Genomic DNA, 21,401 nt, shown 5'->3' with positions numbered 1-21,401 from the left:
TCAGGGACCTCGAGTGATTCCGTGATCGACAGCGGAGTGTCTTGTGCGGAGACGGTGGGATTTGAACCCACGGAGCCCTTAGAGGGCTCTCCACCTTAGCAGGGTGGTGCACTAGGCCGAACTATGCGACGTCTCCCAGTTGCTCGAACCATCATAGCCGCCTCGCGCTCGACGGCCGTTCACGGAACATCTCGTCTCGCCGAGCGGCCTCTGGCGGAGGGCGTGGGATTCGAACCCACGAATGCTTTCACATCACCAGTTTTCAAGACTGGCTCCATCGGCCGCTCGGACAGCCCTCCAGATTTCCTGCGGGGCGAGCTTAGCCGATGATCACTCGATCGCCTCAGAGACCCGAGAGCACGAGCGCGACCCCGTCGTCGAGGTCGGTCGAGGTGGAACCGTTGGCGACCGCTCGCACATCGTCGGGGGCCTGACCCATCGCGATGCCGCGGCCGTGCTCCGACGCCCACGCGAGCATGTCGATGTCGTTGCGACCGTCGCCGATCGCGATCACGCGCGAGCGGTCGATCGCGAGCTCGGTGCGCACCCGTTCCATCGCCGTCGCCTTGTTGACGCCGTCGGGAGCGATGTCGAGCCACGCGGTCCACCCGACCGTGTAACTCACGCGGTGGAGGCCCATGTTGTCCACGATCGACAAGAACTCTTCGACGTCGTGTTCGGGCGAGATCACGACGACCCTCGTGGCCTGGTGACGCAGCAGTTCGTCGAACTCCACTTGCACGCTCGAGGCACCCAGGGTCGAGTCGGGAAAGCGGCCGGCGTAGCGGTAGAGCCCGTCGTCGTCTTCGACCGCGTAGCTCGCGTTCTCGAGACTCGCGCGCACCGTCGTGAGCACGCGAGAGGGATCGAAGGTCTCGACGTGGTGCCGCGAATAGCCCGTCGGCGCGTCGGGATCGCGCGCGAGGGTGATCGCCCCGTTCGAGCACACGACGAACTGCGGAGAGATGTCGAGCCTTTCGAGCACGGGGGTCGTCATCGACACCGACCGCCCCGTCGAGAGCATGATCTCGTGACCGAGGTCACGCATGCGGTGAACCTGCTCGATCACGGCGGGCGTGATCTCGCCGCTCTCGAGCATGACCGTTCCGTCGATGTCGAGGGCGATGAGCAACCGCTCGTCGGGCGCCACGGTCATGCGGTGGGCTCGATCACGTCGAGGCCGCCGAGGTACGGGCGCAACGCCTCGGGCACGACGACCGACCCGTCTTCGCGCTGGTGGGTCTCGAGCAGGGCGACGAGCCAGCGCGTCGTCGCGAGGGTGCCGTTGAGCGTCGCGACGGGCGCCGTCTTGCCCGACTCGGTGCGATACCGGATGTCGAGCCGACGCGCCTGATACGTCGTGCAATTGCTCGTGCTCGTGAGCTCGCGATAGCTGCCCTGCGTGGGGATCCACGCTTCGACGTCGTATTTGCGCGCCGCACTCGACCCGAGGTCGCCCGCCGCGGTGTCGATCACGCGGTAGCTGAGACCGAGATCCTGCAGCATCCCCTCCTGGAAGGCGAGGAGTCTCTCGTGCTCGGCCTCGGCGTTCTCGGGAAGCACGTAGGCGAACATCTCGAGCTTGTTGAACTGGTGCACCCGGATGATCCCCCGAGTGTCTTTGCCGCCCGACCCCGCTTCACGGCGGTAGCACGTCGACCAGCCCGCGTAGCGCAGAGGGCCGGCACCGAGGTCGAGGATCTCGTCGGCGTGGAAACCCGCGAGGGCGACCTCGCTCGTGCCGGTGAGGTAGAGGTCGTCGGCGGGCAAGTGGTAGACCTCGTCGGCGTGCTCGCCGAGGAACCCCGTGCCCCGCATGATCTCGGGCTTCACGAGCGTGGGGGTGATGAGGGGGATGAACCCGCCGGCGAGTGCGCGATCGAGACCCATGTTCATGAGGGCGATCTCGAGTCGCGCACCGATTCCGGTGAGGAATGAGAAGCGAGCGCCCGACACCTTGGCTCCGCGAGCCATGTCGATCGCCCCGAGGCGTTCGCCGAGGTCGAGATGGTCGCGGGGTTCGAACGAGAACGACGGCACCTCGCCGACGGTCTTGATGAGCGCGAAGTCCTCTTCGCCCCCCGACGGAACGCCGTCGATGATGGGGTTGGCGATGCTCCCGACGATCGCCGCGAAGTCGGACTCGGCTTCGGTCGCGGCCTGACTCGCGCCCTTCACCTCGGCGGCGAGCGCTTGCGCTTGCGCGACGAGCGCGGCCTTCTCTGCCTTCGGTGCGGCGGCCACGGTCTTGCCGAACGCGTTCTGCTGGGCGCGGAGAGTCTCGAACGAACTGATCGCCGCGCGGCGGGCGGCGTCGGCGGCGAGGGCCGAGTCGACGAGGTCGATCGAGTCACCCCGAGCCGCTTGTGAGGCACGCACGACATCGGGATTCTCGCGGAGAAGCTGCGGGTCGATCACGCCATCCACCTTACTTCGCGGGTGGCATACGATTTACGCGTGTCCCGCCATGAGAACGACTCGTCTCACCCCGCCGAGCCGGCCCGCACGGCGGCCGCCGAAGCGACTCGAGCGAGCGACTCGCGATCGACCCGCATCGCCGCCGAGAAGGCCGCGAAGAAGACCGAGGCTCACGCGGATGCTCCCGCGAGCGTCGACAAGCGCGCCGCCGTGGTCTACAACCCGATCAAGGTCAACATCGCGAAGCTTCGGGCGTCGGTGGCGGCCGCGGAGAAGACTGCCGGGTGGCAGAGCACCGTGTGGTTCGAGACATCCGTCGAGGACCCCGGCGAGCGCGTGACACGCGAGGCCCTCGAGCACGACGTCGACGTCGTCATGGCGGCGGGAGGCGACGGCACCGTGCGTTCTGTCGCCGAAGCGCTGCGTGGAACCCGGATTCCGCTCGGCCTCCTCCCCTCGGGAACCGGAAACCTCCTCGCACGCAACCTGCACTTGACTCTCGACGACCTCGACAAGTCGGTCAGCACGGCGTTCACGGGTCGCGACCGCCCGATCGACCTCGGTGTCGTCGAGGTGCAGCGGCCCGACGAGAGCCGCGAGCGCTTCATCTTCCTCGTGATGGCGGGGCTCGGCCTCGACGCCCAGATGATCGCCAACACCGACCCCGAACTCAAGAAGAGGGTGGGGTGGATCGCCTACGTCGACGCGATCCGCAAGTCGCTCAAGGGCAACAACCGCCTCAACATCCGCTACAACCTCGACGGCCAGGGAAACCGCACCGTGCGCGTGCACACGGTGCTCATCGGCAATTGCGGGTCGCTCCCGGGCAACATCCTCCTGCTGCCCGACGCCGCGGTCGACGACGGCGAGTTCGACATCGTCGCGCTGCGCCCCGAAGGCTTCTTCGGATGGGTGCAGATCTGGGTCAAGATCGTGTGGGAGAACGGCGTGCTGCGGCGCAGCCAGGTGGGGCGCAAGATCATGAGCCTCACGAAAGAGGTGCGCACCCTGCGCTACCTCAAGGGCAAAGACCTCGTCGTGCGACTCGGTCGCGCCGAGGAGTTCGAGCTCGACGGCGACGCGTTCGGCGAGCTCGTGGCGCTCAAAGCGAGCGTCGACCCCCTCGCCCTGCTCGTCAAAGTGCCCGCCGACTCCTGAGCGGCGGTCAGCTCGCGCTCGGCTCCCCCGCGATGAGGCCGCGCAACCAGTCGCGCGCCTCGACGAAGGCTGCGTCACCGTAGCGCTCCGTGACCTCGATCTCGGCCTTGTCGGCCCGAGGGTACGACCCGAGGAAGATGACGCTCGGACTGAACCTCTTGAGGCCGAGCAGGGCGTCGGCCACGCGCTCGTCGAGGATGTGCCCGTCGAGGTCGATCACGAACCGGTAGCGCCCGAGAGCATCGCCGATCGGGCGCGACTCGAGGAGACTCATATTGACCCCGCGGGTCGCGAACTGCTCGAGCATCTCGAGCAGGGCGCCCGCGCGGTCATCCGGGAGCTCCGCGATGATGCTCGTCTTGTCGGCACCCGTCGACGGCGGCGTCGACACGGTGCGGCTCACGAGCACGAAGCGCGTGACGGCGTGCGGGTTGTCTCCGATGTTCTCGGCGAGCACGACGAGGTCGTGGTGCTTCGTGATCGTCGGAGGCGCGATCGCGGCGTCGGCGAGATCGGAGTCGAAGAGCGATGACGCCGCCGCGACGTTGGAGGTCGCGGGGATGTGGCCGTGCGTCGGGAGGGTCGCGTCGAGCCACAGGTGGCACTGCGCGTAGGCGACCGGGTGCGCGTTGACGACCGTGACGTCGTCGAGCGTCGTGCCCGGCCGGGCAACCAGCACGAAGTTGACCGGCACGAGGTATTCGCCGATGATGCGCAGATCGGGGATGCGGGCGAGGGCGTCCTGGGTCGCCGACACCCCGCCCTCGACCGAGTTCTCGATCGCGATCATCGCGGCGACGCTGCGGCCCGACACGACGTCGTCGAGAGCCTCGCCCACGTTGTTGACCGAGCGCCACGGCTTGCCCGCCGCCTCCGGAACCTGCGCGAGAGCCGCCTCGGTGAACGTACCCGCGGGGCCCAGATAGCTGTAGGTCGCGGAAGACTGCTGATCACGCTCGGGCATGAGGGGAGCCTAACGGCCCCGTGAATGGAAGACTGGGCACATGAACGCTCGCGCGGGCCAGAAGGCTCAAGAATCCGACCTCATCGATGTGCACGCTCTCGTCGAGGCTTACTACCGACTGGTTCCGGATGTCGACAACCCCGACCAGAAGGTCGTGTTCGGCACCTCGGGCCACCGCGGCTCCTCACTCGACAGCGCCTTCAACGAGACGCACATCGCCGCCATCACGCAAGCGATCGTCGAGTACCGCGCCGAGCAGGGCGTCACCGGGCCCCTCTTCATCGGACGCGACACCCACGCCCTCTCCCGCCCCGCCGAGACGACGGCACTCGAAGTGCTCGAAGCGAACGGCGTGCACGCGCTCGTCGACGAGTTCGACGACTTCGTGCCCACCCCGGCGCTGAGCCACGCGATCATCGCCTACAACCTCGCGCACCCGGGCGAGCCTCAGGCCGACGGCATCGTCGTGACCCCGAGCCACAACCCGCCGCGCGACGGCGGGTTCAAGTACAACCCCCCGCACGGTGGTCCCGCAGACAGCGACGCGACCGGATGGATCGCCGCGCGCGCCAACGACCTCATCGCCGCGGGCAGCGTCGACGTCAAGCGAGCGGAGCCGAGCGCCGTCGACACCTACGACTACCGCGGCCGCTACGTCGACGACCTCGCCACGATCATCGACTTCGACGCGATCCGCTCGGCGGGCGTGCGCATCGGCGCCGACCCCCTCGGCGGCGCGAGCGTGCACTACTGGCAGCTCATCGCCGAGAAGTACGACATCGACCTCACCGTCGTCAACGGGCTCGTCGACCCGACGTGGGCGTTCATGACCCTCGACTGGGACGGCAAGATCCGCATGGATCCGTCGTCGGCGTCGGCGATGGCATCCGTTCTCGAGCACAAAGACGATTTCGATGTGCTCACGGGCAACGACGCCGACGCCGACCGGCACGGGATCGTCACCCCCGACGGCGGCCTCATGAACCCCAACCACTTTCTCGCGGTCGCAATCGAATACCTCTACACGCATCGCCCGCAGTGGAGAGCGGATGCCGCGATCGGCAAGACCCTCGTATCGAGCTCGATGATCGACCGCGTCGCCGAATCGCTCGAGCGCACCCTCACCGAGGTTCCCGTGGGCTTCAAGTGGTTCGTCTCCGGGCTCGTCGACGGCACGGTCGCGTTCGGCGGCGAAGAGTCCGCGGGCGCGAGCTTCCTGCGCCGCGACGGCTCGACGTGGACGACCGACAAAGACGGCATCATCCTCGCCCTGCTCGCGAGCGAGATCATCGCGGTCACGGGCAAGACGCCGTCGCAGCTCTACGCCGACCTCACCGAGAGGTTCGGTTCACCGGCATACGAGCGCATCGACGCCGTCGCGACCAAAGAGCAGAAGGCGCGGCTCGCAAAGCTCGACGGCGCCGCCATCACCGCCACGGAGCTCGCGGGCGAACCGATCGTCGCGCGCTTGAGCGAGGCACCAGGCAACGGCGCGGCGATCGGCGGCGTGAAAGTCGTGACTGAGAACGCGTGGTTCGCGGCCCGGCCGAGCGGCACCGAAGACGTCTACAAGATCTACGCCGAGTCGTTCCGCGGAGCCGAGCACCTCGCGCTCGTGCAGGCGGAGGCGAAGGCGATCGTCGACGCGGCGCTCGAGGGCTGAGCGGGCGCGGTGACCGCGGGGTCTGTGCTGACTGCCGGCGCTACTCCGGCGCGTAGTCGGGTGCGGCGGGCAGGCCGAAGAACTCCTCGAGCGTCGTGACGCGGGTGTCACGCATCTCGGTCGCGAGGTCGACGCCGACGTAGCGGTAGTGCCACGGCTCGAACACGTAGCCCGTCACGGCACGCTTGTCGGCGGGGTAGCGCAAGTGGAAACCGAACCGCCACGCGTTCTGGGCGAGCCAGGCGCCCTCGGGGGTGTCGGCGAAGCACGCCTGGATCGAGCACACTCCGGAGGCCGCCATGATGTCGGCACTCAGCCCGGTCTGGTGCTCGCTGTAGCCGGGGCGCGCACTCTGCGCGCGGGCCTGCTCGACCCCGAGTTGCGCGACGAGCCTGTCGTGCACGCTCGTCTGCGTCGCGAACGAGCGGTAGGCGTTCTGCACCTGCAGAGCGCCGACCCCCTCGGCGGTCGCGGCGGCGAACATCCGCTCGAGCGCTGTCGCGGCTTCGGCGCGCAGGTCGGCGTTCGCCTGAAAGGGCACCGCGGCGCTCGTGAGATCGGGTGGCACGAAGTCGATCGGGTCGAGCGGCCGGAGCTTGTTGCTCACGACCCAGATGCTGTTCGGGTCGTCGAGAGAGAACGCGTCACCGTCGAAGGCGGGCTCGTCGGGCGTCGGCTCGGGGGTGGGCGACGGTGTCGGGCTGGGTGTCGGACTGGGCGAGGGGCTCGCGGATGGCGGCGCCGACGCGTCGGGCACCGGCACGAGTTCGAGGGGCTCCCGATCCGTCGCGCACCCCGTGAGCACGAGGGCCGCGACCGCGAGCGTCGCGGCCGCGCGCAGGACGGCCGGGCGAGTGGCGGCCGGGCGCGTGGCGGTTCGAGGGGTGGCGGGTCGGAACACCTGCCGATCATATTCGCCGGTCTGCATCTGACCGAAGAGAGTATTGCCAGAGTCTTGCGGCGGGTGTAACTTTGCAGTCAACGCAATATTTTGCCGCCGTCGGTCCGCGTGACCGGCGGCGTCGTGCGTTCGCCTCCGCTTCTCGTCACCCTCTTCTTCACTTCGGAGCCCCATGTCCCGCGCCACCTCCACGTCCACCGCCCGCGCCGCGGCCGTCGCCAACCCGAGCGTCAAGATGACGCACCGGCAGATCCTCTTCGTGATCTTCGGTCTCATGGGCGGCATGTTCCTCTCGTCGCTCGACCAGACCATCGTGGGCACGTCGATGCGCACGATCGCCGACGACCTCGACGGGCTGAGCCTCCAGGCGTGGGTCACCACGGCCTACCTCATCGTCTCGACCATCAGCACACCGATCTACGGCAAGCTCAGCGACATCTTCGGTCGCCGGCCGCTCTTCATCATCGCGATCACGGTCTTCCTCGTCGGCTCGCTACTCGCCGGATTCGCGACGAGCATGTACGAACTCGCGATCTTCCGCGCCGTGCAGGGGCTCGGGGCCGGCGGACTCATGGCCCTCCCGCTCACCATCATGGGAGACATCCTCGCCCCGCGCGAACGCGCCAAATACCAGGGCTACTTCCTCGCCGTCTTCGGCGTCTCGAGCCTCATCGGCCCGCTCGTCGGGGGGCTCTTCGCGGGCGCCGACGAGATCCTCTTCGTCACCGGATGGCGCTGGGTGTTCCTCATCAACATCCCCATCGGCATCGTCGCCATGGCGATCGTGCTGCGCTTCCTGCACTTGCCCCGCGGCGCCACGCGCTCGGTGCGCATCGACTGGTGGGGCGCCGCCCTCGTGATCGTCGCCGCGGTTCCGCTGCTCCTCGTCGCCGAGCAGGGGCGCGAGTGGGGCTGGGCGTCGGGCATCGCCATCGCGTGCTACGTGGTCGGGGCGCTCGGCATCATCGGATTCATCGTCGCCGAGAAGCTCATGAAAGACGACGCGCTCATCCCCCTCAAGCTCTTCCGCTCGCCGACATTCTCGATGGCGACCGTGCTCGGTGTGCTCGTCGGGTTCGGGATGTTCGGTGCCCTCATGACCATCCCGCTGTACCTGCAGCTCGTCAACGGGGCCACCCCGACCGAGAGCGGATTCCTCACCCTCCCCATGATCGGCGGGCTCATGATCTCGTCGATCGTGAGCGGGCAGATCATCAGCCGCACCGGCAAATACAAGCCTTTCCCGATCATCGGAACCGGGCTCATGGCCGCGGGCTTCTTCTACTTCACGTTCGCGACCTACGACAAGCCCGTGTGGTTTCTCATGGGCGGCATGCTCCTCGTCGGGCTCGGCCTCGGCCAGCTCATGCAGACGCTCACGATCGCGATCCAGAATGCGGTCGGGCCGAGGGACATCGGCGTCGCGACATCCAGCTCGACGTTCTTCCGTCAGATCGGCTGAACCCTCGGCACCGCGGTGATCTTCTCCGTGCTGTTCACGCGGATTCCGGAGACCCTCACGGCCATCTTCTCGCGCACGTCGACCCAGCAGTCGCTGCAGACGCTCGCCGCCGACCCCTCGGTGCAGGCCGACCCCGCCAACGCGGGCATCCTTTCGCTGCTCTCCGACCCGTCGAAGCTCTCGGGTGCCCTCGACGGCGACACGTCGTTCTTGAGCGACGCCGACCCCCGCCTCGCGGCACCGTTCCTCGAGGGGTTCGCGACCGCGGCCGTGAGCGTCTTCTGGGTGAGCCTGTGCGTCGTGCTCGTCGCGTTCGTCTTGAGCTTCTTCCTCAAGGCGACCCCGCTGCGCGAGAAGTCGGCCATTCAGGAGTCGGCCGACGAGGATGCCGCGCTCCTCGCGCAGAGCGCCGCCGACACGACGGGCGCGCTCGTCGACCCCGGCCGCGCCGCCGACCCCGCTGCGAGCTCCGCGCCCGCCACCCCCACCCCCGGCCCCACCGCGCGCCGCTGAGTACGCAGTTTCCGCGAGGGGATGCCCGATCCGGCATTCGCTCGCGGAAACTGCGTTCGGTGGGCGCGGGGAATGGGGCAGGGCGGGGCGGCTCGGCGTGGGAGCGCTCTCAGAAAGTTCTTGACAGGCACGGCGCGGGGATGTCAGGGTAGCGAACACTATCGTGAGAGCGCTCTCACGCCTGTGGTGGGAGCGCTCTCACGTTCCCTTCCACGCACACAAAGGAGTGACCGTGAGGTCTTCACGACGCACGACGGCGACGGCGATAGCCGGCGCAGCAGCATTCGCCCTTCTCGCGACAGGTTGTTCGTCAGGCGGTGGGAGCGGCTCGGCAGACGGCGAGATCACGCTCACCGTGACGACCTTCAACCAGATGGGGTTCGACGACCTCTACGACGAGTACGAAGAGGCGAACCCCGGCATCACGATCGAGGCGACGAACATCGACACGGGCGGAAACGCCCGCACCGACGCGTTCACGAAGATCGCGGCCGGCTCCGGACTCTCCGACGTCACAGCGATCGAAGAGGGATGGCTCGGCCAGATCATGGAGGTCAGCGACCAGTTCGTCGACCTCACCGAATACGGCATCGACGAGCGCTCCGGCGACTGGCTCGACTGGAAGTACGAGCAGGCGACCGACTCCGAGGGCCGCGTCATCGGGTACGGAACCGACATCGGCCCCGAGGGCATGTGCTTCAACGGCCCCGCACTCGAGGCTGCCGGTCTCCCGAGCGACCGCGAGGGCTTCGCCGACTACCTCGGCGGGGAGGACGCCACCTGGGAGAGCTTCTTCGACGTGGGCCGCGAATACAACGAGGCCACCGGCAAGGCCTGGTACGACCAGTCGGGATTCGTCTGGAACGCCATGGTCAACCAGCTCCCCGAGGGCTACTACACCGCCGACGGTGAACTCAACGTCGAGAACAACCCCGAGCTCGCCGAGCGCTGGACCCTCCTGACCGACGCTGCCGACGACGGCCTCTCCGCCGCCCAGCAGGAGTGGGACTGGAACCAGGGCCGGTCGTTCGTCGACCAGTCCTTCGCCACGTTCGTGTGCCCCGGATGGATGCTCGCGAACCTCAAGGGAAGCCTCGAGACCGGCGGCGGCGACGCATCCACCGGGTGGGACTTCGCTGACGTCTTCCCCGGCGGCCCGGCCAACTGGGGTGGAGCGTTCCTCTCGGTTCCCGTGACCTCCGAGCACCCCGAAGAGGCCGCAGCCCTCGCCTCGTGGCTGACCGAAGCCGACCAGCAGGTCAAGGCGTTCGAGGCTGCGGGAACCTTCCCGAGCACGATCGCAGCTCAAGAGGAGCTCGCGACCGCGGGCGAGACCGACCCCATCCTGAACGACGCCCCGACCGGTGAGATCCTCGCCGAGCGTGCCGTCGGCGTGCAGGCGCAGTTCAAGGGACCGGACGACTCGCTCATCCAGGAGAACGTCTTCGGCCCGCCGCTCGACAAGATCGACCGCGGCGAGGCGACTGCCGACGAGGCCTGGGACGAGGCCATCACGCTGCTCGGCGAGCTCGTCGACTAGGTCGCACGCGTCACCCAGCACCATCACCGCGTGAGGCCCTCGGCGACGACCGGGGGCCTCACGCCCACACCGCACCACCACCCGCCTCGACGAGGAGACACTCCATGACTTCGACCATCAGTCGCCCGCCGACGCGCGGTGACACTCCCGCCCCGACGGCGACGACCGAGCGGCTCACCTTCCGTCAGCGACTCAGTCGTTTCGACCTCAGAGTCTCGCCCTACCTCTACATCTCGCCGTTCTTCCTCCTCTTCGCGGTCACGGGCCTCTTTCCGCTCGTCTACACGCTCGTCGTGTCGGTTCACGACTGGGAGCTCCTGCAGGGCCAGGGCGCGTTCGTCGGGTTCGCGAACTTCGTGGAGATCCTCAACGACCGGTTCTTCTGGAACTCGATCCGCAACACCCTGAGCATCTTCATCATCAGCACCGTGCCCCAGCTGACCTTCGCGCTCATCATCGCCGCGATCCTCGACCAGGCGCTCAAAGCCAAGACGTTCTGGCGCATGAGCGTGCTGCTCCCCTACGTCGTCACCCCTGTTGCCGTCGCCCTCATCTTCTCGAGCATGTTCAACGAGACGTCGGGTCTCGTCAACAACGTCCTCGGCGTCGTCGGCATCGACCCCGTCCAGTGGAAGAACGACGTGCTCGCGAGCCACTTCGCGATCGCGACGATGGTCAACTGGAGGTGGACGGGCTACAACGCGCTCATCCTGCTCGCCGCCATGCAAGCCGTGCCTCGCGACCTGCACGAGTCGGCCGCGATCGACGGCGCGGGCGCCGTGCGTCGCTTCCGCTCGATCACGATTCCGAGCATCCGCCCCACCCTCATCTTCGTCATCATCACGTCCACCATCGGCGGGCTGCAGATCTTCGCCGAACCGCGTCTCTTCGACGTGTCGAACGCGGGGGGCATCGGCGGTTCCGACCGCCAGTTCCAGACCACCGTGCTCTACCTGTGGGAGATGGCGTTCTTCCGAGGGGACTTCGGCAAGGCCGCCGCGATCGCGTGGCTGCTCTTCCTCCTCATCGTCGGAATCGGTCTCATCAACTTCCTCATCTCGAGGCGCATCGCGACCGCCGACAACCTCGCCGACCAGGGCAAGACCTCCAAGAGAAAGTCTGGACGCCGCTCATGACCTCACAACTGCAGGCGGCGCCCCTCGCGCCCGAAGGCACCAAGCGGGCACCGCGCGACACGCGTCGCGGCCGGTCGTTCTCCGGGATCGGAACCCGACCGGGCTTCCTCGCCTATGGCCTCCTCACCGCGTTCCTTCTCGGCTCGGCCTATCCGCTGTGGTGGTCGTTCGTCGTCGGAAGCGGAACGAACGCGACCCGGGGCGAGACCCTGCCGCTCCTGCCCGGGGGCAACTTCTTCGCCAATGCGGCGATCGTGCTCGACGCCGTGCCGTTCTGGCTCGCGCTCGGAAACAGCCTCTTCGTCTCGGGCGTCATCACCATCTCGGTCATCACGTTCTCGACCCTCGCGGGCTACGCCTTCGCGAAGCTCAAGTTCAAGGGTCGCGACAAGCTCATGATCTTCGTCATCGCGACGATGGCGATCCCGACGCAGCTCGGCATCATCCCGCTCTTCATCGTCATGCGCGAGCTGGGCTGGACCGGCGAACTCGGCGCCGTCATCGTGCCGACCCTCGTGACCGCGTTCGGCGTGTTCTTCATGCGCCAATACCTCGTGGATGTCATCCCCGACGAGCTGCTCGAAGCCGCGAGGGTGGACGGCGCGGGCCAGTTCCGCACGTTCCTCAACGTCGCGGTGCCCGCCGCTCGCCCGGCGATGGCCATCCTCGGGCTCTTCACCTTCATGGCCGCGTGGACCGACTACCTGTGGCCGCTCATCGTGCTCAACCCCACCAACCCCACCCTGCAGACGGCGCTGAGCCAACTCCAGTCCGGTTTCTACGTCGATTATTCGATCGTGCTCACCGGCGCGGTGCTCGCAACTCTCCCGTTGCTCGTACTCTTCGTCATAGCAGGCAAACAGTTGATCTCCGGAATCATGCAAGGAGCAGTAAAGGGATGACCCAGTTGATCGAAGCGCACGCCTCGAGCGAGCGCGCGGATCGCCCTGCGCGATCCTTCCCCCACGACTTCCTGTTCGGTGTCGCGACCGCGGCATACCAGATCGAGGGAGCGGCCCACGAAGACGGCCGCACCGACTCGATCTGGGACGCCTTCAGTCGCGTGCCGGGGGCCGTCGTGCGCGGAGACAACGGCGACGTCGCGTGCGACCACTACCACCGGTATCCGCAGGATGTCGCGATGATGGCCGACCTCGGCGTGCAGACCTACCGCTTCTCGACGTCGTGGTCACGCGTGCGCCCCGACGGCGGCCAGCCCAACAAGAAGGGTCTCGGGTTCTACTCGAAGCTCGTCGACGAGCTGCTCGAGGCCGACATCAAGCCGTGGCTCACGCTCTACCACTGGGATCTTCCGCAGGCTCTCGAGGAGAAGGGCGGCTGGGCCAATCGCGACACCGCCTACCTGTTCGCGGAATACGCCGCGACGGTTCACGATGTGCTCGGCGACCGCATCGACGCGTGGACGACGCTCAACGAGCCGTGGTGCTCGTCGTTCTTGAGTTACATCGGGGGCGAGCACGCTCCGGGACGCCAAGACCCCGCGGCCGGTCTCGCGGCCGGCCACCACTTGCTCCTCGCCCACGGGCTCACGATCGAAGAGCTGCGCAAACGCGACGCGTCGCTCGAGCTCGGCATCACGCTCAACCTCACGGTCGCCGACCCGGTCGACCCCACGTCGCCCGGCGACCTCGACGCCGCACGGCGCATCGACGGCCAGTTCAACAGGTTCTTCCTCGACCCGATCTTCCGGGGCGAGTATCCCGTCGATGTGCTCGCCGACGTGGCCCAGTTCGGGCTCGTCGACCACATCCGCGACGGCGACCTGGCCACGATCTCGACACCGATCGATGTGCTCGGCGTGAACTACTACCACGGCGACTTCGTGAGCGACCGCCCGACGGCCGCCCCGAAGACGACCGGTGCGCCGTCCGAGCGACCGAAACGCTCGCCCTACCCCGCGGCGGAGGGCGTCTTCAACCACCCGCGCGGTCTGCCCGAGACGGGTATGGGCTGGGAGGTTCAGCCCGAGGGACTCACGCGACTGCTCAAGCGCATCGACACGGACTACGCCCGACCGGCGGGAGTCTCGCTCTACGTCACCGAGAACGGGGCGGCCTACGACGACGAGCTCACCGACGACGGCCGGGTGCACGACGCCGAGCGCGTGACGTTCTTGCGCAGCCACCTCGACGCCGTGCTCGACGCGATCGACGACGGCATCGACGTCAAGGGCTACTTCTACTGGTCGCTCATGGACAACTTCGAGTGGGCGTGGGGCTACGAGAAGCGTTTCGGTCTCGTGCGCGTCGACTACGACACCCAGGAGCGCACCCTCAAAGACAGCGCCCTGGCCTATCGACGAATCATTTCCGACCGGACGATCTAGCGCAGCGGCGGCTCACTAGACTTCCGCAATGACGATCGAGCACGTGCCGCGGTCGGCCGCGCCGACGCTCGAAGCGGTCGCCGCCGCGGCCGGGGTGTCGAGGTCGACCGTCTCGCGCGTCGTCAACGGTTCGCCGAAGGTCGCGGCGGATGTCGTGGCGACCGTCCAGCGCGCCATCGAGTCTCTCGGCTACGTGCCCAATCGCGCGGCGAGGTCGCTCGCGCAGCGGCGCAGCATGGCCATCGCTCTCGTCGTTCCGGAGGACACGACGAGGTTCTTCGGCGACCCCTACTTCGCCTCGATCGTCGCGGGCATCACGTCGGTGCTCGACGACAGTGACTACGTTCTCGTGTTGCAGCTTGCCAAGTCGAAGGGCTCGGCGCGCAACACCGTGCGCTACCTGCTCGGTGGCAACGTCGACGGTGCTCTCGTGGTGTCGCACCACTCGACCGACATCGAGCTCACCGAGCTCGCCGCCGCGCTCCCCGTGGTGTTCAACGGGCGTCTCCTCCAGTCGACGGAGACCCCGACATACTTCGTCGACGTCGACAACGTCGCGGGGGCCATGCTCGGCACGCAGAAGCTCATCGACATCGGGCGCACGCGCATCGCGATCCTCGCGGGGCCCGACGACATGCGTCCCGGCATCGATCGCGCGGTCGGCTGGAAGCGCGCCCTCGACGCGGCGGGCCTCTCGAGCGAGCGTCTCGTGCGCGGGGATTTCACTCGCGCGGGTGGGGCGGCATCGATGCGACAACTGCTGGCGCAGCATCCCGACATCGACGGCGTCTTCGCGGCGAGCGACCTCATGGCATCGGGCGCGGTCGCCGCGCTTCGGGAGTCGGGGCGCTCCGTGCCCGCTGATGTCGCGGTCGTCGGTTTCGACGACGCCCCCGCCGCGGTCGACGGCGACGTGCTCCTCACGACGGTGCATCAACCCGCCGAGGTCACGGGCGCGACGATGGCGAACATGCTCCTTGCACGCTTGCGCGGCGAGGACATCGAGCGTGAGCGCATCCTGCCCACGCGACTCGTCGAGCGTGACTCCGCCTGACGCCCGCCTCCGCTTGACGCGGACGACACCCGCCCACCGAACGCAGTTTCCGCGAGGGAATGCCGGATCTGGCATCCCCTCGCGGAAACTGCGTGGTTTGGGGCGGGGGCTGGGGGCAGGGCAGGGCGGGGCGGGTCAGGCCAGGGCTACCGCCGACCAGGAGACCGGCGGGAGGGTCACGGTGAGGCGACCGTCGGAGAGCTCGGCGCCCTCGAGGTCGACGAGCCCGACGCGGTTCTGGTCGTCCGCCGTGTTGCGGGCGTAGACGTCGTCGTCGTGGAGGCTCACGGCCTCGGTGACCGTGGACATGGCGAGGCCGCTCAGGTCGATCGTCACCTCGATCGACTCGGTCTGGCTGCGGTTGACGAGGAACACCGCGGCGGTGCCGGCGTCGCGGTCGACCGTCGCGACGGAGTCGACGAGCGGGGCGTCACCGTGGCGCTTGGTCGAGTAGGTGTCGACGTGGATGCGCGGCGCGATGACCTCGCCGCGAGCGAGTCGCGATGTGACCGAGAACGGGAAGAAGGTCGTCTGGCGCCATGCCGCTCCGCCGGGCTCGGTCCGGATGGGGGCGATCACGTTGACGAGCTGCGCGAGCGAGGCCGACGCGACCCTGTCGTGGTTCTTGAGCAGCGTGATGAGGAGGTTGCCGAGCACGACAGCGTCGGCGACGGAGTAGACGTCTTCGAGCTGGCGCGGGGCGACGAGCCACTCGTCGCTGATCTCATCCGACTGCTGGTGCTCTTCGAGGTACCAGATGTTCCACTCGTCGAACGAGAGCTTGATCTTCTTGGCGCTGCGGAGCTTGTTGCCCACGTGGTCGGCCGTCGACACGACGGTCTCGATGAAGTACTGCATGTCGAGGCTCGACGCGAGGAACGACCCGAGGTCGCCGCCGTACTCCTGGTAGTAGGCGTGGCACGAGATGAAGTCGACGTGCTCGTAGCTGTGCTCGAGGACAGTGCGCTCCCAGTCGCCGAACGTCGCCATGTTCGACCCGGATGAGCCGCACACCACGAGTTCGAGCGTCTTGTCCGCCGCCTTCATCGCTTGGGCGGTGCGCGCGGCGAGCTTGCCGTAGTCGTCGGCGGTCATGTAGCCGGTCTGCCACGGGCCGTCCATCTCGTTGCCGAGGCACCACATGCGCACGTTGTGGGGTTCGACCGACCCGTTGGCGATGCGCTGGTCGCTCAGCGCCGTGCCCGACGGGTGGTTGGTGTACTCGAGCAGGTCGAGTGCCGCGTCGATGCCCCGCGTGCCGAGGTTGACCGCGAGCATGAGCTCCGAGCCGGTGAGGGCGCACCAGCGAGCGAATTCGTCGGTTCCGACCTGGTTGGTCTCGAGGGTGTGCCACGCGAGATCGCGCCGGACGGGCCGGCTCTCGCGCGGCCCGACACCGTCTTCCCAGCGGTATCCCGACACGAAGTTGCCTCCGGGGTAGCGCACGGTCGTCGAGCCGAGCTCTTTGACGAGGTCGACGACGTCGAGCCGGAACCCGTCGTCGTTGGCGGTCGGATGCGTCGGCTCGTAGATGCCGTCGTAGACGCAGCGGCCGAGGTGCTCCACGAAGGAGCCGAAGATGCGGCGATCGATCGGGGCCACGACGGCGGCGGGGTCGATGACGATTTCGGCTGTGACCATCTGGTGATTCTCCCGGTGCTCTCTTCGTTGACGTGACGCGGTGCATGCCCGCCGAGCATCCGATTTACAACGGTTACCGACGGCGGGCGAGTCTCACTCTACCGACCGTCACCGGGGTGTTTGCAGTCCGGGGTCGGCGGCGAGATCGGCGCCGTCGTGGTTGAGCGCGATCCGACGGCCCGCGAGGCTGATCCGCAAGTGCTGATGACGGATGAGCCACCCGACCCCGATGACCGCGGCGACGAGTCCCGCACCCGCACCGACGCCGAGGGCCCAACGTGGACCGAGCTCGTTCGCGACCCAGCCGACGATGGGCGCCCCGAGCGGGGTGCCACCGAGGAAGATGGCCATGTAGATCGCCATGACTCGTCCGCGCACGCGCGCATCGGTCGTGAGCTGCACGAGTCCGTTGGCCGTGGTCATGAAGGTCTGCGCCGCGACCCCGATGAGCAGGAGCGCGGCCGCGAACAGCAGCATCGTCGGCAGCACGGCGGCGAGCGCGCATCCCACCGAGAAGAGCACGGCCGAGGCGAGCACGAAGCGCAGCCGCGGTTTCTCGCGTTTGGCCGACAGCAGCGCGCCCGTGACGGAGCCGATCGCGAGCACCGATGAGAGCACGCCGAATGTCGCGGCCCCCGCGCCGAACTCGATGCGCGCCATCGTGGCGATGTAGATGCCGAAGTTGAGCCCGAAGGTGCCGACGATGAAGATCATGACGAGCACGATGAGGATGTCGGGGCGCGCCGCGATGTATCGGAACCCTCCGACGAGGTCGCCGCGCGCTCGGTCGGCGCGCCCCATCGGCGCGAACTCGTCGGCGCGCAGGGCGGCGAGCGCCGCGAGCACGGCGGCGAAGGTGATCGCGTTGATGACGAAGACCCAGCCTGCCCCGACGGCGGCGGTCAGGAGACCGGCGATCGCGGGCCCGATCATGCGGGCCGCGCTGAACGACGCCGAGTTGAGCGCGACCGCGTTCGAGAGGTTGGGCGCGCCGACGAGCTGGGCGACGAAGGTCTGCCGGGCGGGGGCGTCGAAGGCCGCGACGCAGCCGAGGGCGGCGGCGAACGCGTAGACGTGCCAGAGTTCGACCACTCCCGTGATGGTCATGACGCCGAGGGCGGCTCCGAGCACGGCCATCGCCGCCTGGGTGGTCATGAGGATCGTGCGCTGGTCGAAACGGTCGGCGACGAGGCCCGTGACCGGCAGGAGGAGCAGGAGCGGCGCGAACTGCAGCGCGACGACGGTGCCGAGGGCGACGGCGTCGTTGTCGGTGAGCTGGGTGAGCACGAGCCAGTCCTGGGCCGTGCGCTGCATCCAGGTTCCGACGTTGGAGACGAGCGCGCCCGCGGCGAACAGGCGGTAGTTGCGGGCGCTGAGCGACCGGAACATCGAACTCACTCGTCGGCCAGTCTCGCGAGTATCGGTGTCGCGTCGAGGAGCAGTTGTCGCTCGTCGGCGGCGAGCGTGTGCAGTCGGCGCGTGAACCACTCGTCGCGCCTCCGCCGGGTCTCGGCGACGAACGCGTCTCCGTCGACGGAGAGCGCGATGGTGACGCGGCGAGCATCGTCGCTGTCTGTCACTCTCGTGACGAGTCCGGCGTCGACGAGAGCACCGACGGTGCGATTCATGCTCGGCGGCGAGACCCTCTCGAGGGCGCTGAGTGATCCGAGCGTCTGCGGGCCGTGCCTGTGCAGCTGGAAGAGCGCGGTGCGCTGGCCCTCCGTGACGCTCTCGTCTGCCTGCATGAGCCGGATGCGTCGCGCGAGCCTCAGGATCGTCAGTCGCAGTTCATGGTCGTCGTGAGGCATATTACTTAGCCTAACAAATTAGCGCCGCTAACGAACGGCGGGGCCGGGCCCGGTCACGCCACCCCGACCGCTGCCGTGCCCGCCGTAGACTTGCGGGGACGAGGAGGACACCGTGATCCAGTTCACTGCGGCACGACAGGACCACACGTTCACCGACGCGCACGGCGTGGTCGTGCACTACTACCAGTGGAAGACGGGCAAGCCCCGCGGCGTCGTCCAGATCGCGCACGGCCTCGGCGAGTACGCCGCTCGCTACGAGAGACTCGCTCAGGCCCTCGTCAACGCCGGTTACACCGTCTATGCCGACGACCACCGCGGCCACGGCCTCACGGGGCTCCAGCAGCACGATGGCGACGTGTCGAAACTCGGAACCCTCGGGGCAGGGGGGATGGTCGCGACCGTCGACGCCGTCCACCAGCTGAGCGGCATCATCCGCAGCGACAACGCGGGCGTTCCCCTCATCCTCTTCGGGCACAGCTGGGGGTCGATCATCGCGCAGATGCTCGTCAACTCGCACGCCGACGACTACGACGCGATCGTGCTCTCGGGCACGGCCTACCGCACGATCAAGCACATGAACGGTGGTGACCTGAACGCCCACCACCGCCACCTCGGCACGACGGGGCACGAGTGGCTCAGTCGCGACGAGAGCGTCGCCGCCGCGTTCGCCGCCGACGAGCTCGCGTTCGTCGCCGACGCCAAAAAGCTCTTCGGTGTGCGAGAGAGCCTGCGGATGCTCGGCCGCCCCCGCCGCTCGCTCTCGAACGATCTTCCGGTGCTCATCCAGGTCGGGAGCGACGACAGCTTCGGGGGGACACGCAGCGCCGAGCTGCTCGCGGAGGCGTACATCGCCCGCTCGAAGCTCAGCGACGTCGAACTCATCGTGTACACGGATGCACGCCACGAGATCTACAACGAGACCAACTTCGCCGACGTCACGACCGACCTCGTGACGTGGCTCGACCTGAGGTTCAGACCCGGGCGGTGACCCCGGTGAGCTCTTCGGACATCGTCCACAGGCGGCGCGCGACGTCGGAGTCTTCCGCCGCGGTGGTCGACCCGACCACCCGGGGCGCGCCTCGGGACTGCCCGACTCCCGACGGTCCGACGTAGGCCCCGGGGCGAACCGACGCCGTCGCGGCGAAGAGTGTCGGAAGCGCCCCACTCGCGGCGTCTTGGGCGAAGACCCTGTTTCCGAGTGCCGTCACCTTTGCGGCGAGCCCCGAGTCGAAGCGCCCCTGCAGGTTGGTCGCGGAGAACCCCGGGTGGGCCGCGGTCGCGATGACGCGTGATCCCGCGTGCGTCAGTCGCGCCTGGAGTTCGAGAGTGAAGAGCAGGTTGGCGAGCTTCGACTGCCCGTATGCGGCCCAGCGCTGATACTTGCGGTCGTGCCAGTTCGGGTCGACGAAGTCGATGCGACCCGCGCGGTGGGCGAGGCTCGAGACCGTCACGACCCGGTCGGTCACGTGCTCGATGAGCGCTGCGGTGAGGGCGAAGTGGCCGAGGTGGTTGGTACCGAACTGCAGCTCGAAGCCGTCGGCCGTGCGCATGAGGGGAGGAGCCATCACTCCCGCGTTGTTGACGAGCAATCGGATGTCGCCCGACCAGTCGTCGGCGAACCGCCGCACCGACGCGAGGTCGGCGAGATCGAGCTCACGGACCTCCACGGAACCCGTGACAGTCGGAGCGGCCGATCGCCCCTTCGCGGTGTCGCGCACCGCGAGGACGACGTGGGCGCCGTGAGCGGCGAACGCGCGCGCGGCCTCGAGGCCGATCCCGCTGTTGGCGCCCGTCACGATCACGGTGCCGCCGTCGAGGTCGGGCATGTCGGTCGTCGTCCATCCGGTCTGAGCCATGTCGCGATGCTACGTCGGGCACCGCGGTGCGACCTGAGTGCGCCGGGCGCACGCCGGGCGACGCGGGTGACCGTCGAGCCGCAACGCGAACGAGGGGCGATGCCTTTCGGCATCGCCCCTCGCAGTGGTGCTGCGTCTTACTTGAAGACGTCCTTGATGTTCTCGCCGGCCTTCTTGACGGTGGCTGCCGACTGATCGGCCTTGCCCTCGGCCGCGACCTCGTCGTTGCCGGTTGCCTTTCCGAAGGCCTCCTTCGCCTTGCCTGCGAGGTCCTGGGCGGCGTTGCTGAGCTTGTCTGCTGCACTCATGTGTTCTTCCTTCTCTCTGGGGCCCGACCTGACGGTGGGGCGATGCGGATTGGGTGGGGTGGGGGTGGGGGTGGGGCGTGCCGGGGGGCGGCACCGGGGGGGGGATTCGGGGGTCGGGCTCAGCTGACGCGGGTGTCGGCCTCGGCGGTGTCGTCGTCCGACGGAACGTGCACGTCGTTGATGGTCACGTTGACCTCGGTGACCTCCATGCCGACGAGCGACTCGATCGCCGAGCGCACCGAGGAGCGCACATTGTCGGCCACGGTCTGCAGCGCGACGGGGTACTCCGCGACGAGGGAGATGTCGACCGCGACCTGGGTCTCGCCGACCTCGACCGCCACACCCTGAGCGAGGTCGGTGCTGTTGACCGCGCTGCGGATGGCACCGAGGGCCCGCGCGGCCCCGCCACCGAGCTCGAAGACTCCCGGCACTTCGCGCGCCGCGATGCCCGCGACCTTGGCGACGACACCGTCGTCGATGACCGTCGTGCCCAGGTCCGTCGTTCCCTGGGCCATCGTTCCCCGGGCCTTCGCGGTGGACGTCCCGCCGGCAGCGTTCGGTGCGGTGTTCGGGGTCGCGGCGGAGGAGGTGGTGGCCATGGTGGTGAGTCCTTTCACAAAGTGGATGTCTGG

General features: G+C 68.1%; 20 protein-coding genes and 2 tRNA genes. 10 read left to right on the top strand and 12 right to left on the bottom strand.

All coding sequences use genetic code 11. From position 1 onward, the window contains the following. Positions 1 to 46 precede the first annotated feature (46 nt). The 4 genes from ACLHG5_RS12050 to serS all read right to left on the bottom strand — a co-directional run bounded on the left by ACLHG5_RS12050 (position 47) and on the right by serS (position 2,418). Positions 47 to 136: transfer RNA gene (locus ACLHG5_RS12050), tRNA-Ser, on the bottom strand. A 75-nt stretch (positions 137 to 211) separates the two neighbouring features. Further along, positions 212 to 299: transfer RNA gene (locus tag ACLHG5_RS12045), tRNA-Ser, on the bottom strand. Between the two features lie 44 nt (positions 300 to 343). After that, positions 344 to 1,156: an HAD family hydrolase gene (locus tag ACLHG5_RS12040; protein WP_411318973.1), complete on the bottom strand. Its 813-nt coding sequence runs from the start codon at positions 1,154 to 1,156 to the stop codon at positions 344 to 346. Then, on the bottom strand, positions 1,153 to 2,418 hold the full coding sequence (gene serS / locus ACLHG5_RS12035; protein WP_411316499.1) for a serine--tRNA ligase: 1,266 nt from the start codon (positions 2,416 to 2,418) through the stop codon (positions 1,153 to 1,155). Before serS ends, ACLHG5_RS12040 begins: the two co-directional genes overlap by 4 nt. A 39-nt stretch (positions 2,419 to 2,457) precedes the next feature. On the opposite strand from serS, the gene ACLHG5_RS12030 reads away from it, so the two are divergent. Continuing rightward, positions 2,458 to 3,576 carry a diacylglycerol/lipid kinase family protein gene (locus ACLHG5_RS12030; protein ID WP_411318972.1) on the top strand — a complete coding sequence of 373 codons (1,119 nt, stop codon included), beginning with the start codon at positions 2,458 to 2,460 and terminating at the stop codon, positions 3,574 to 3,576. Between the two features lie 7 nt (positions 3,577 to 3,583). On the opposite strand, the gene pheA is transcribed toward ACLHG5_RS12030, so the two are convergent. After that, complete coding sequence (gene pheA / locus ACLHG5_RS12025) at positions 3,584 to 4,540, bottom strand: prephenate dehydratase (protein ID WP_411316501.1); 957 nt, start codon at positions 4,538 to 4,540, stop codon at positions 3,584 to 3,586. Positions 4,541 to 4,580: 40 nt separating this feature from the next. Between pheA and pgm the strand changes: the two genes are divergently transcribed. After that, positions 4,581 to 6,203, top strand: coding sequence for a phosphoglucomutase (alpha-D-glucose-1,6-bisphosphate-dependent) (gene pgm, locus ACLHG5_RS12020; protein WP_411318971.1), 1,623 nt, complete (start codon positions 4,581 to 4,583; stop codon positions 6,201 to 6,203). Positions 6,204 to 6,243: 40 nt separating this feature from the next. Here the strand turns inward: pgm and ACLHG5_RS12015 are convergent, their stop codons facing one another. Continuing rightward, entirely contained in the window at positions 6,244 to 7,104 is an 861-nt protein-coding gene (locus ACLHG5_RS12015; RefSeq protein WP_411316503.1) for a D-alanyl-D-alanine carboxypeptidase family protein, read from the bottom strand. Positions 7,105 to 7,276: 172 nt separating this feature from the next. Between ACLHG5_RS12015 and ACLHG5_RS12010 the strand changes: the two genes are divergently transcribed. From ACLHG5_RS12010 to ACLHG5_RS11980, 7 genes are all read left to right on the top strand, one after another. Beyond that, positions 7,277 to 8,566: an MDR family MFS transporter gene (locus ACLHG5_RS12010; RefSeq protein ID WP_411318970.1), complete on the top strand. Its 1,290-nt coding sequence runs from the start codon at positions 7,277 to 7,279 to the stop codon at positions 8,564 to 8,566. Positions 8,567 to 8,581: 15 nt separating this feature from the next. Continuing rightward, positions 8,582 to 9,079, top strand: coding sequence for a hypothetical protein (locus tag ACLHG5_RS12005; protein ID WP_411318969.1), 498 nt, complete (start codon positions 8,582 to 8,584; stop codon positions 9,077 to 9,079). A 232-nt stretch (positions 9,080 to 9,311) separates the two neighbouring features. Next, a complete protein-coding gene (locus ACLHG5_RS12000; protein WP_411316505.1) occupies positions 9,312 to 10,619 on the top strand; it encodes an ABC transporter substrate-binding protein in 1,308 nt (435 codons plus the stop codon). A 104-nt stretch (positions 10,620 to 10,723) separates the two neighbouring features. Further along, positions 10,724 to 11,755 carry a carbohydrate ABC transporter permease gene (locus ACLHG5_RS11995; RefSeq protein WP_411316506.1) on the top strand — a complete coding sequence of 344 codons (1,032 nt, stop codon included), beginning with the start codon at positions 10,724 to 10,726 and terminating at the stop codon, positions 11,753 to 11,755. Next, on the top strand, positions 11,752 to 12,657 hold the full coding sequence (locus ACLHG5_RS11990) for a carbohydrate ABC transporter permease (protein ID WP_411316507.1): 906 nt from the start codon (positions 11,752 to 11,754) through the stop codon (positions 12,655 to 12,657). The genes ACLHG5_RS11995 and ACLHG5_RS11990 overlap by 4 nt, the downstream gene beginning before the upstream one ends. Then, on the top strand, positions 12,654 to 14,102 hold the full coding sequence (locus ACLHG5_RS11985) for a GH1 family beta-glucosidase (RefSeq protein ID WP_411316508.1): 1,449 nt from the start codon (positions 12,654 to 12,656) through the stop codon (positions 14,100 to 14,102). Before ACLHG5_RS11990 ends, ACLHG5_RS11985 begins: the two co-directional genes overlap by 4 nt. A 28-nt stretch (positions 14,103 to 14,130) precedes the next feature. Continuing rightward, a complete protein-coding gene (locus ACLHG5_RS11980; RefSeq protein ID WP_411316509.1) occupies positions 14,131 to 15,156 on the top strand; it encodes a LacI family DNA-binding transcriptional regulator in 1,026 nt (341 codons plus the stop codon). A 135-nt stretch (positions 15,157 to 15,291) separates the two neighbouring features. Here ACLHG5_RS11980 and ACLHG5_RS11975 read toward each other — a convergent pair whose 3' ends face one another. The 3 genes from ACLHG5_RS11975 to ACLHG5_RS11965 all read right to left on the bottom strand — a co-directional run bounded on the left by ACLHG5_RS11975 (position 15,292) and on the right by ACLHG5_RS11965 (position 18,605). Then, positions 15,292 to 16,797, bottom strand: a complete 1,506-nt coding sequence (locus tag ACLHG5_RS11975; protein ID WP_411318968.1) for an alpha-N-arabinofuranosidase — start codon at positions 16,795 to 16,797, stop codon at positions 15,292 to 15,294. Positions 16,798 to 16,905: 108 nt separating this feature from the next. Then, on the bottom strand, positions 16,906 to 18,186 hold the full coding sequence (locus tag ACLHG5_RS11970) for an MFS transporter (protein WP_411319004.1): 1,281 nt from the start codon (positions 18,184 to 18,186) through the stop codon (positions 16,906 to 16,908). Between the two features lie 5 nt (positions 18,187 to 18,191). Then, the gene (locus tag ACLHG5_RS11965; RefSeq protein ID WP_411316511.1) at positions 18,192 to 18,605 is read right to left on the bottom strand and encodes a MarR family winged helix-turn-helix transcriptional regulator; all 414 of its coding nucleotides are present in this window, start codon (positions 18,603 to 18,605) and stop codon (positions 18,192 to 18,194) included. Positions 18,606 to 18,717: 112 nt separating this feature from the next. On the opposite strand from ACLHG5_RS11965, the gene ACLHG5_RS11960 reads away from it, so the two are divergent. Beyond that, the gene (locus ACLHG5_RS11960; RefSeq protein ID WP_411316512.1) at positions 18,718 to 19,593 is read left to right on the top strand and encodes an alpha/beta hydrolase; all 876 of its coding nucleotides are present in this window, start codon (positions 18,718 to 18,720) and stop codon (positions 19,591 to 19,593) included. Here the strand turns inward: ACLHG5_RS11960 and ACLHG5_RS11955 are convergent. The 3 genes from ACLHG5_RS11955 to ACLHG5_RS11945 all read right to left on the bottom strand — a co-directional run bounded on the left by ACLHG5_RS11955 (position 19,577) and on the right by ACLHG5_RS11945 (position 21,368). Continuing rightward, positions 19,577 to 20,461 carry an oxidoreductase gene (locus ACLHG5_RS11955; RefSeq protein WP_411318967.1) on the bottom strand — a complete coding sequence of 295 codons (885 nt, stop codon included), beginning with the start codon at positions 20,459 to 20,461 and terminating at the stop codon, positions 19,577 to 19,579. The genes ACLHG5_RS11960 and ACLHG5_RS11955 overlap by 17 nt on opposite strands. 137 nt (positions 20,462 to 20,598) lie before the next feature. After that, positions 20,599 to 20,769: a CsbD family protein gene (locus ACLHG5_RS11950; protein WP_411316514.1), complete on the bottom strand. Its 171-nt coding sequence runs from the start codon at positions 20,767 to 20,769 to the stop codon at positions 20,599 to 20,601. 119 nt (positions 20,770 to 20,888) lie between these two features. Then, entirely contained in the window at positions 20,889 to 21,368 is a 480-nt protein-coding gene (locus tag ACLHG5_RS11945) for an Asp23/Gls24 family envelope stress response protein (RefSeq protein ID WP_411318966.1), read from the bottom strand. Between the last annotated feature and the right edge of the window lie 33 nt (positions 21,369 to 21,401).

This window comes from Marisediminicola sp. LYQ85 (assembly GCF_046600695.1).
GTDB lineage: Bacteria > Actinomycetota > Actinomycetes > Actinomycetales > Microbacteriaceae > Marisediminicola.
This window is presented reverse-complemented; position numbering and strand designations above follow the sequence as displayed.

Excerpts from the sequence above, each read along its gene's own strand:
- ACLHG5_RS11945 (WP_411318966.1), bottom strand. The coding sequence starts at position 21,368 with ATGGCCACCACCTCCTCCGCCGCGACCCCGAACACCGCACCGAACGCT.
- ACLHG5_RS12010 (WP_411318970.1), top strand. The coding sequence starts at position 7,277 with ATGTCCCGCGCCACCTCCACGTCCACCGCCCGCGCCGCGGCCGTCGCC.
- pheA (WP_411316501.1), bottom strand. The coding sequence starts at position 4,540 with ATGCCCGAGCGTGATCAGCAGTCTTCCGCGACCTACAGCTATCTGGGC.
- ACLHG5_RS11970 (WP_411319004.1), bottom strand. The coding sequence starts at position 18,186 with ATGTTCCGGTCGCTCAGCGCCCGCAACTACCGCCTGTTCGCCGCGGGC.
- ACLHG5_RS11955 (WP_411318967.1), bottom strand. The coding sequence starts at position 20,461 with ATGGCTCAGACCGGATGGACGACGACCGACATGCCCGACCTCGACGGC.
- pgm (WP_411318971.1), top strand. The coding sequence starts at position 4,581 with ATGAACGCTCGCGCGGGCCAGAAGGCTCAAGAATCCGACCTCATCGAT.
- ACLHG5_RS12040 (WP_411318973.1), bottom strand. The coding sequence starts at position 1,156 with ATGACCGTGGCGCCCGACGAGCGGTTGCTCATCGCCCTCGACATCGAC.
- ACLHG5_RS11965 (WP_411316511.1), bottom strand. The coding sequence starts at position 18,605 with ATGCCTCACGACGACCATGAACTGCGACTGACGATCCTGAGGCTCGCG.
- ACLHG5_RS11990 (WP_411316507.1), top strand. The coding sequence starts at position 11,752 with ATGACCTCACAACTGCAGGCGGCGCCCCTCGCGCCCGAAGGCACCAAG.
- ACLHG5_RS11985 (WP_411316508.1), top strand. The coding sequence starts at position 12,654 with ATGACCCAGTTGATCGAAGCGCACGCCTCGAGCGAGCGCGCGGATCGC.
- ACLHG5_RS11950 (WP_411316514.1), bottom strand. The coding sequence starts at position 20,769 with ATGAGTGCAGCAGACAAGCTCAGCAACGCCGCCCAGGACCTCGCAGGC.
- ACLHG5_RS11975 (WP_411318968.1), bottom strand. The coding sequence starts at position 16,797 with ATGGTCACAGCCGAAATCGTCATCGACCCCGCCGCCGTCGTGGCCCCG.
- ACLHG5_RS11980 (WP_411316509.1), top strand. The coding sequence starts at position 14,131 with ATGACGATCGAGCACGTGCCGCGGTCGGCCGCGCCGACGCTCGAAGCG.
- ACLHG5_RS11995 (WP_411316506.1), top strand. The coding sequence starts at position 10,724 with ATGACTTCGACCATCAGTCGCCCGCCGACGCGCGGTGACACTCCCGCC.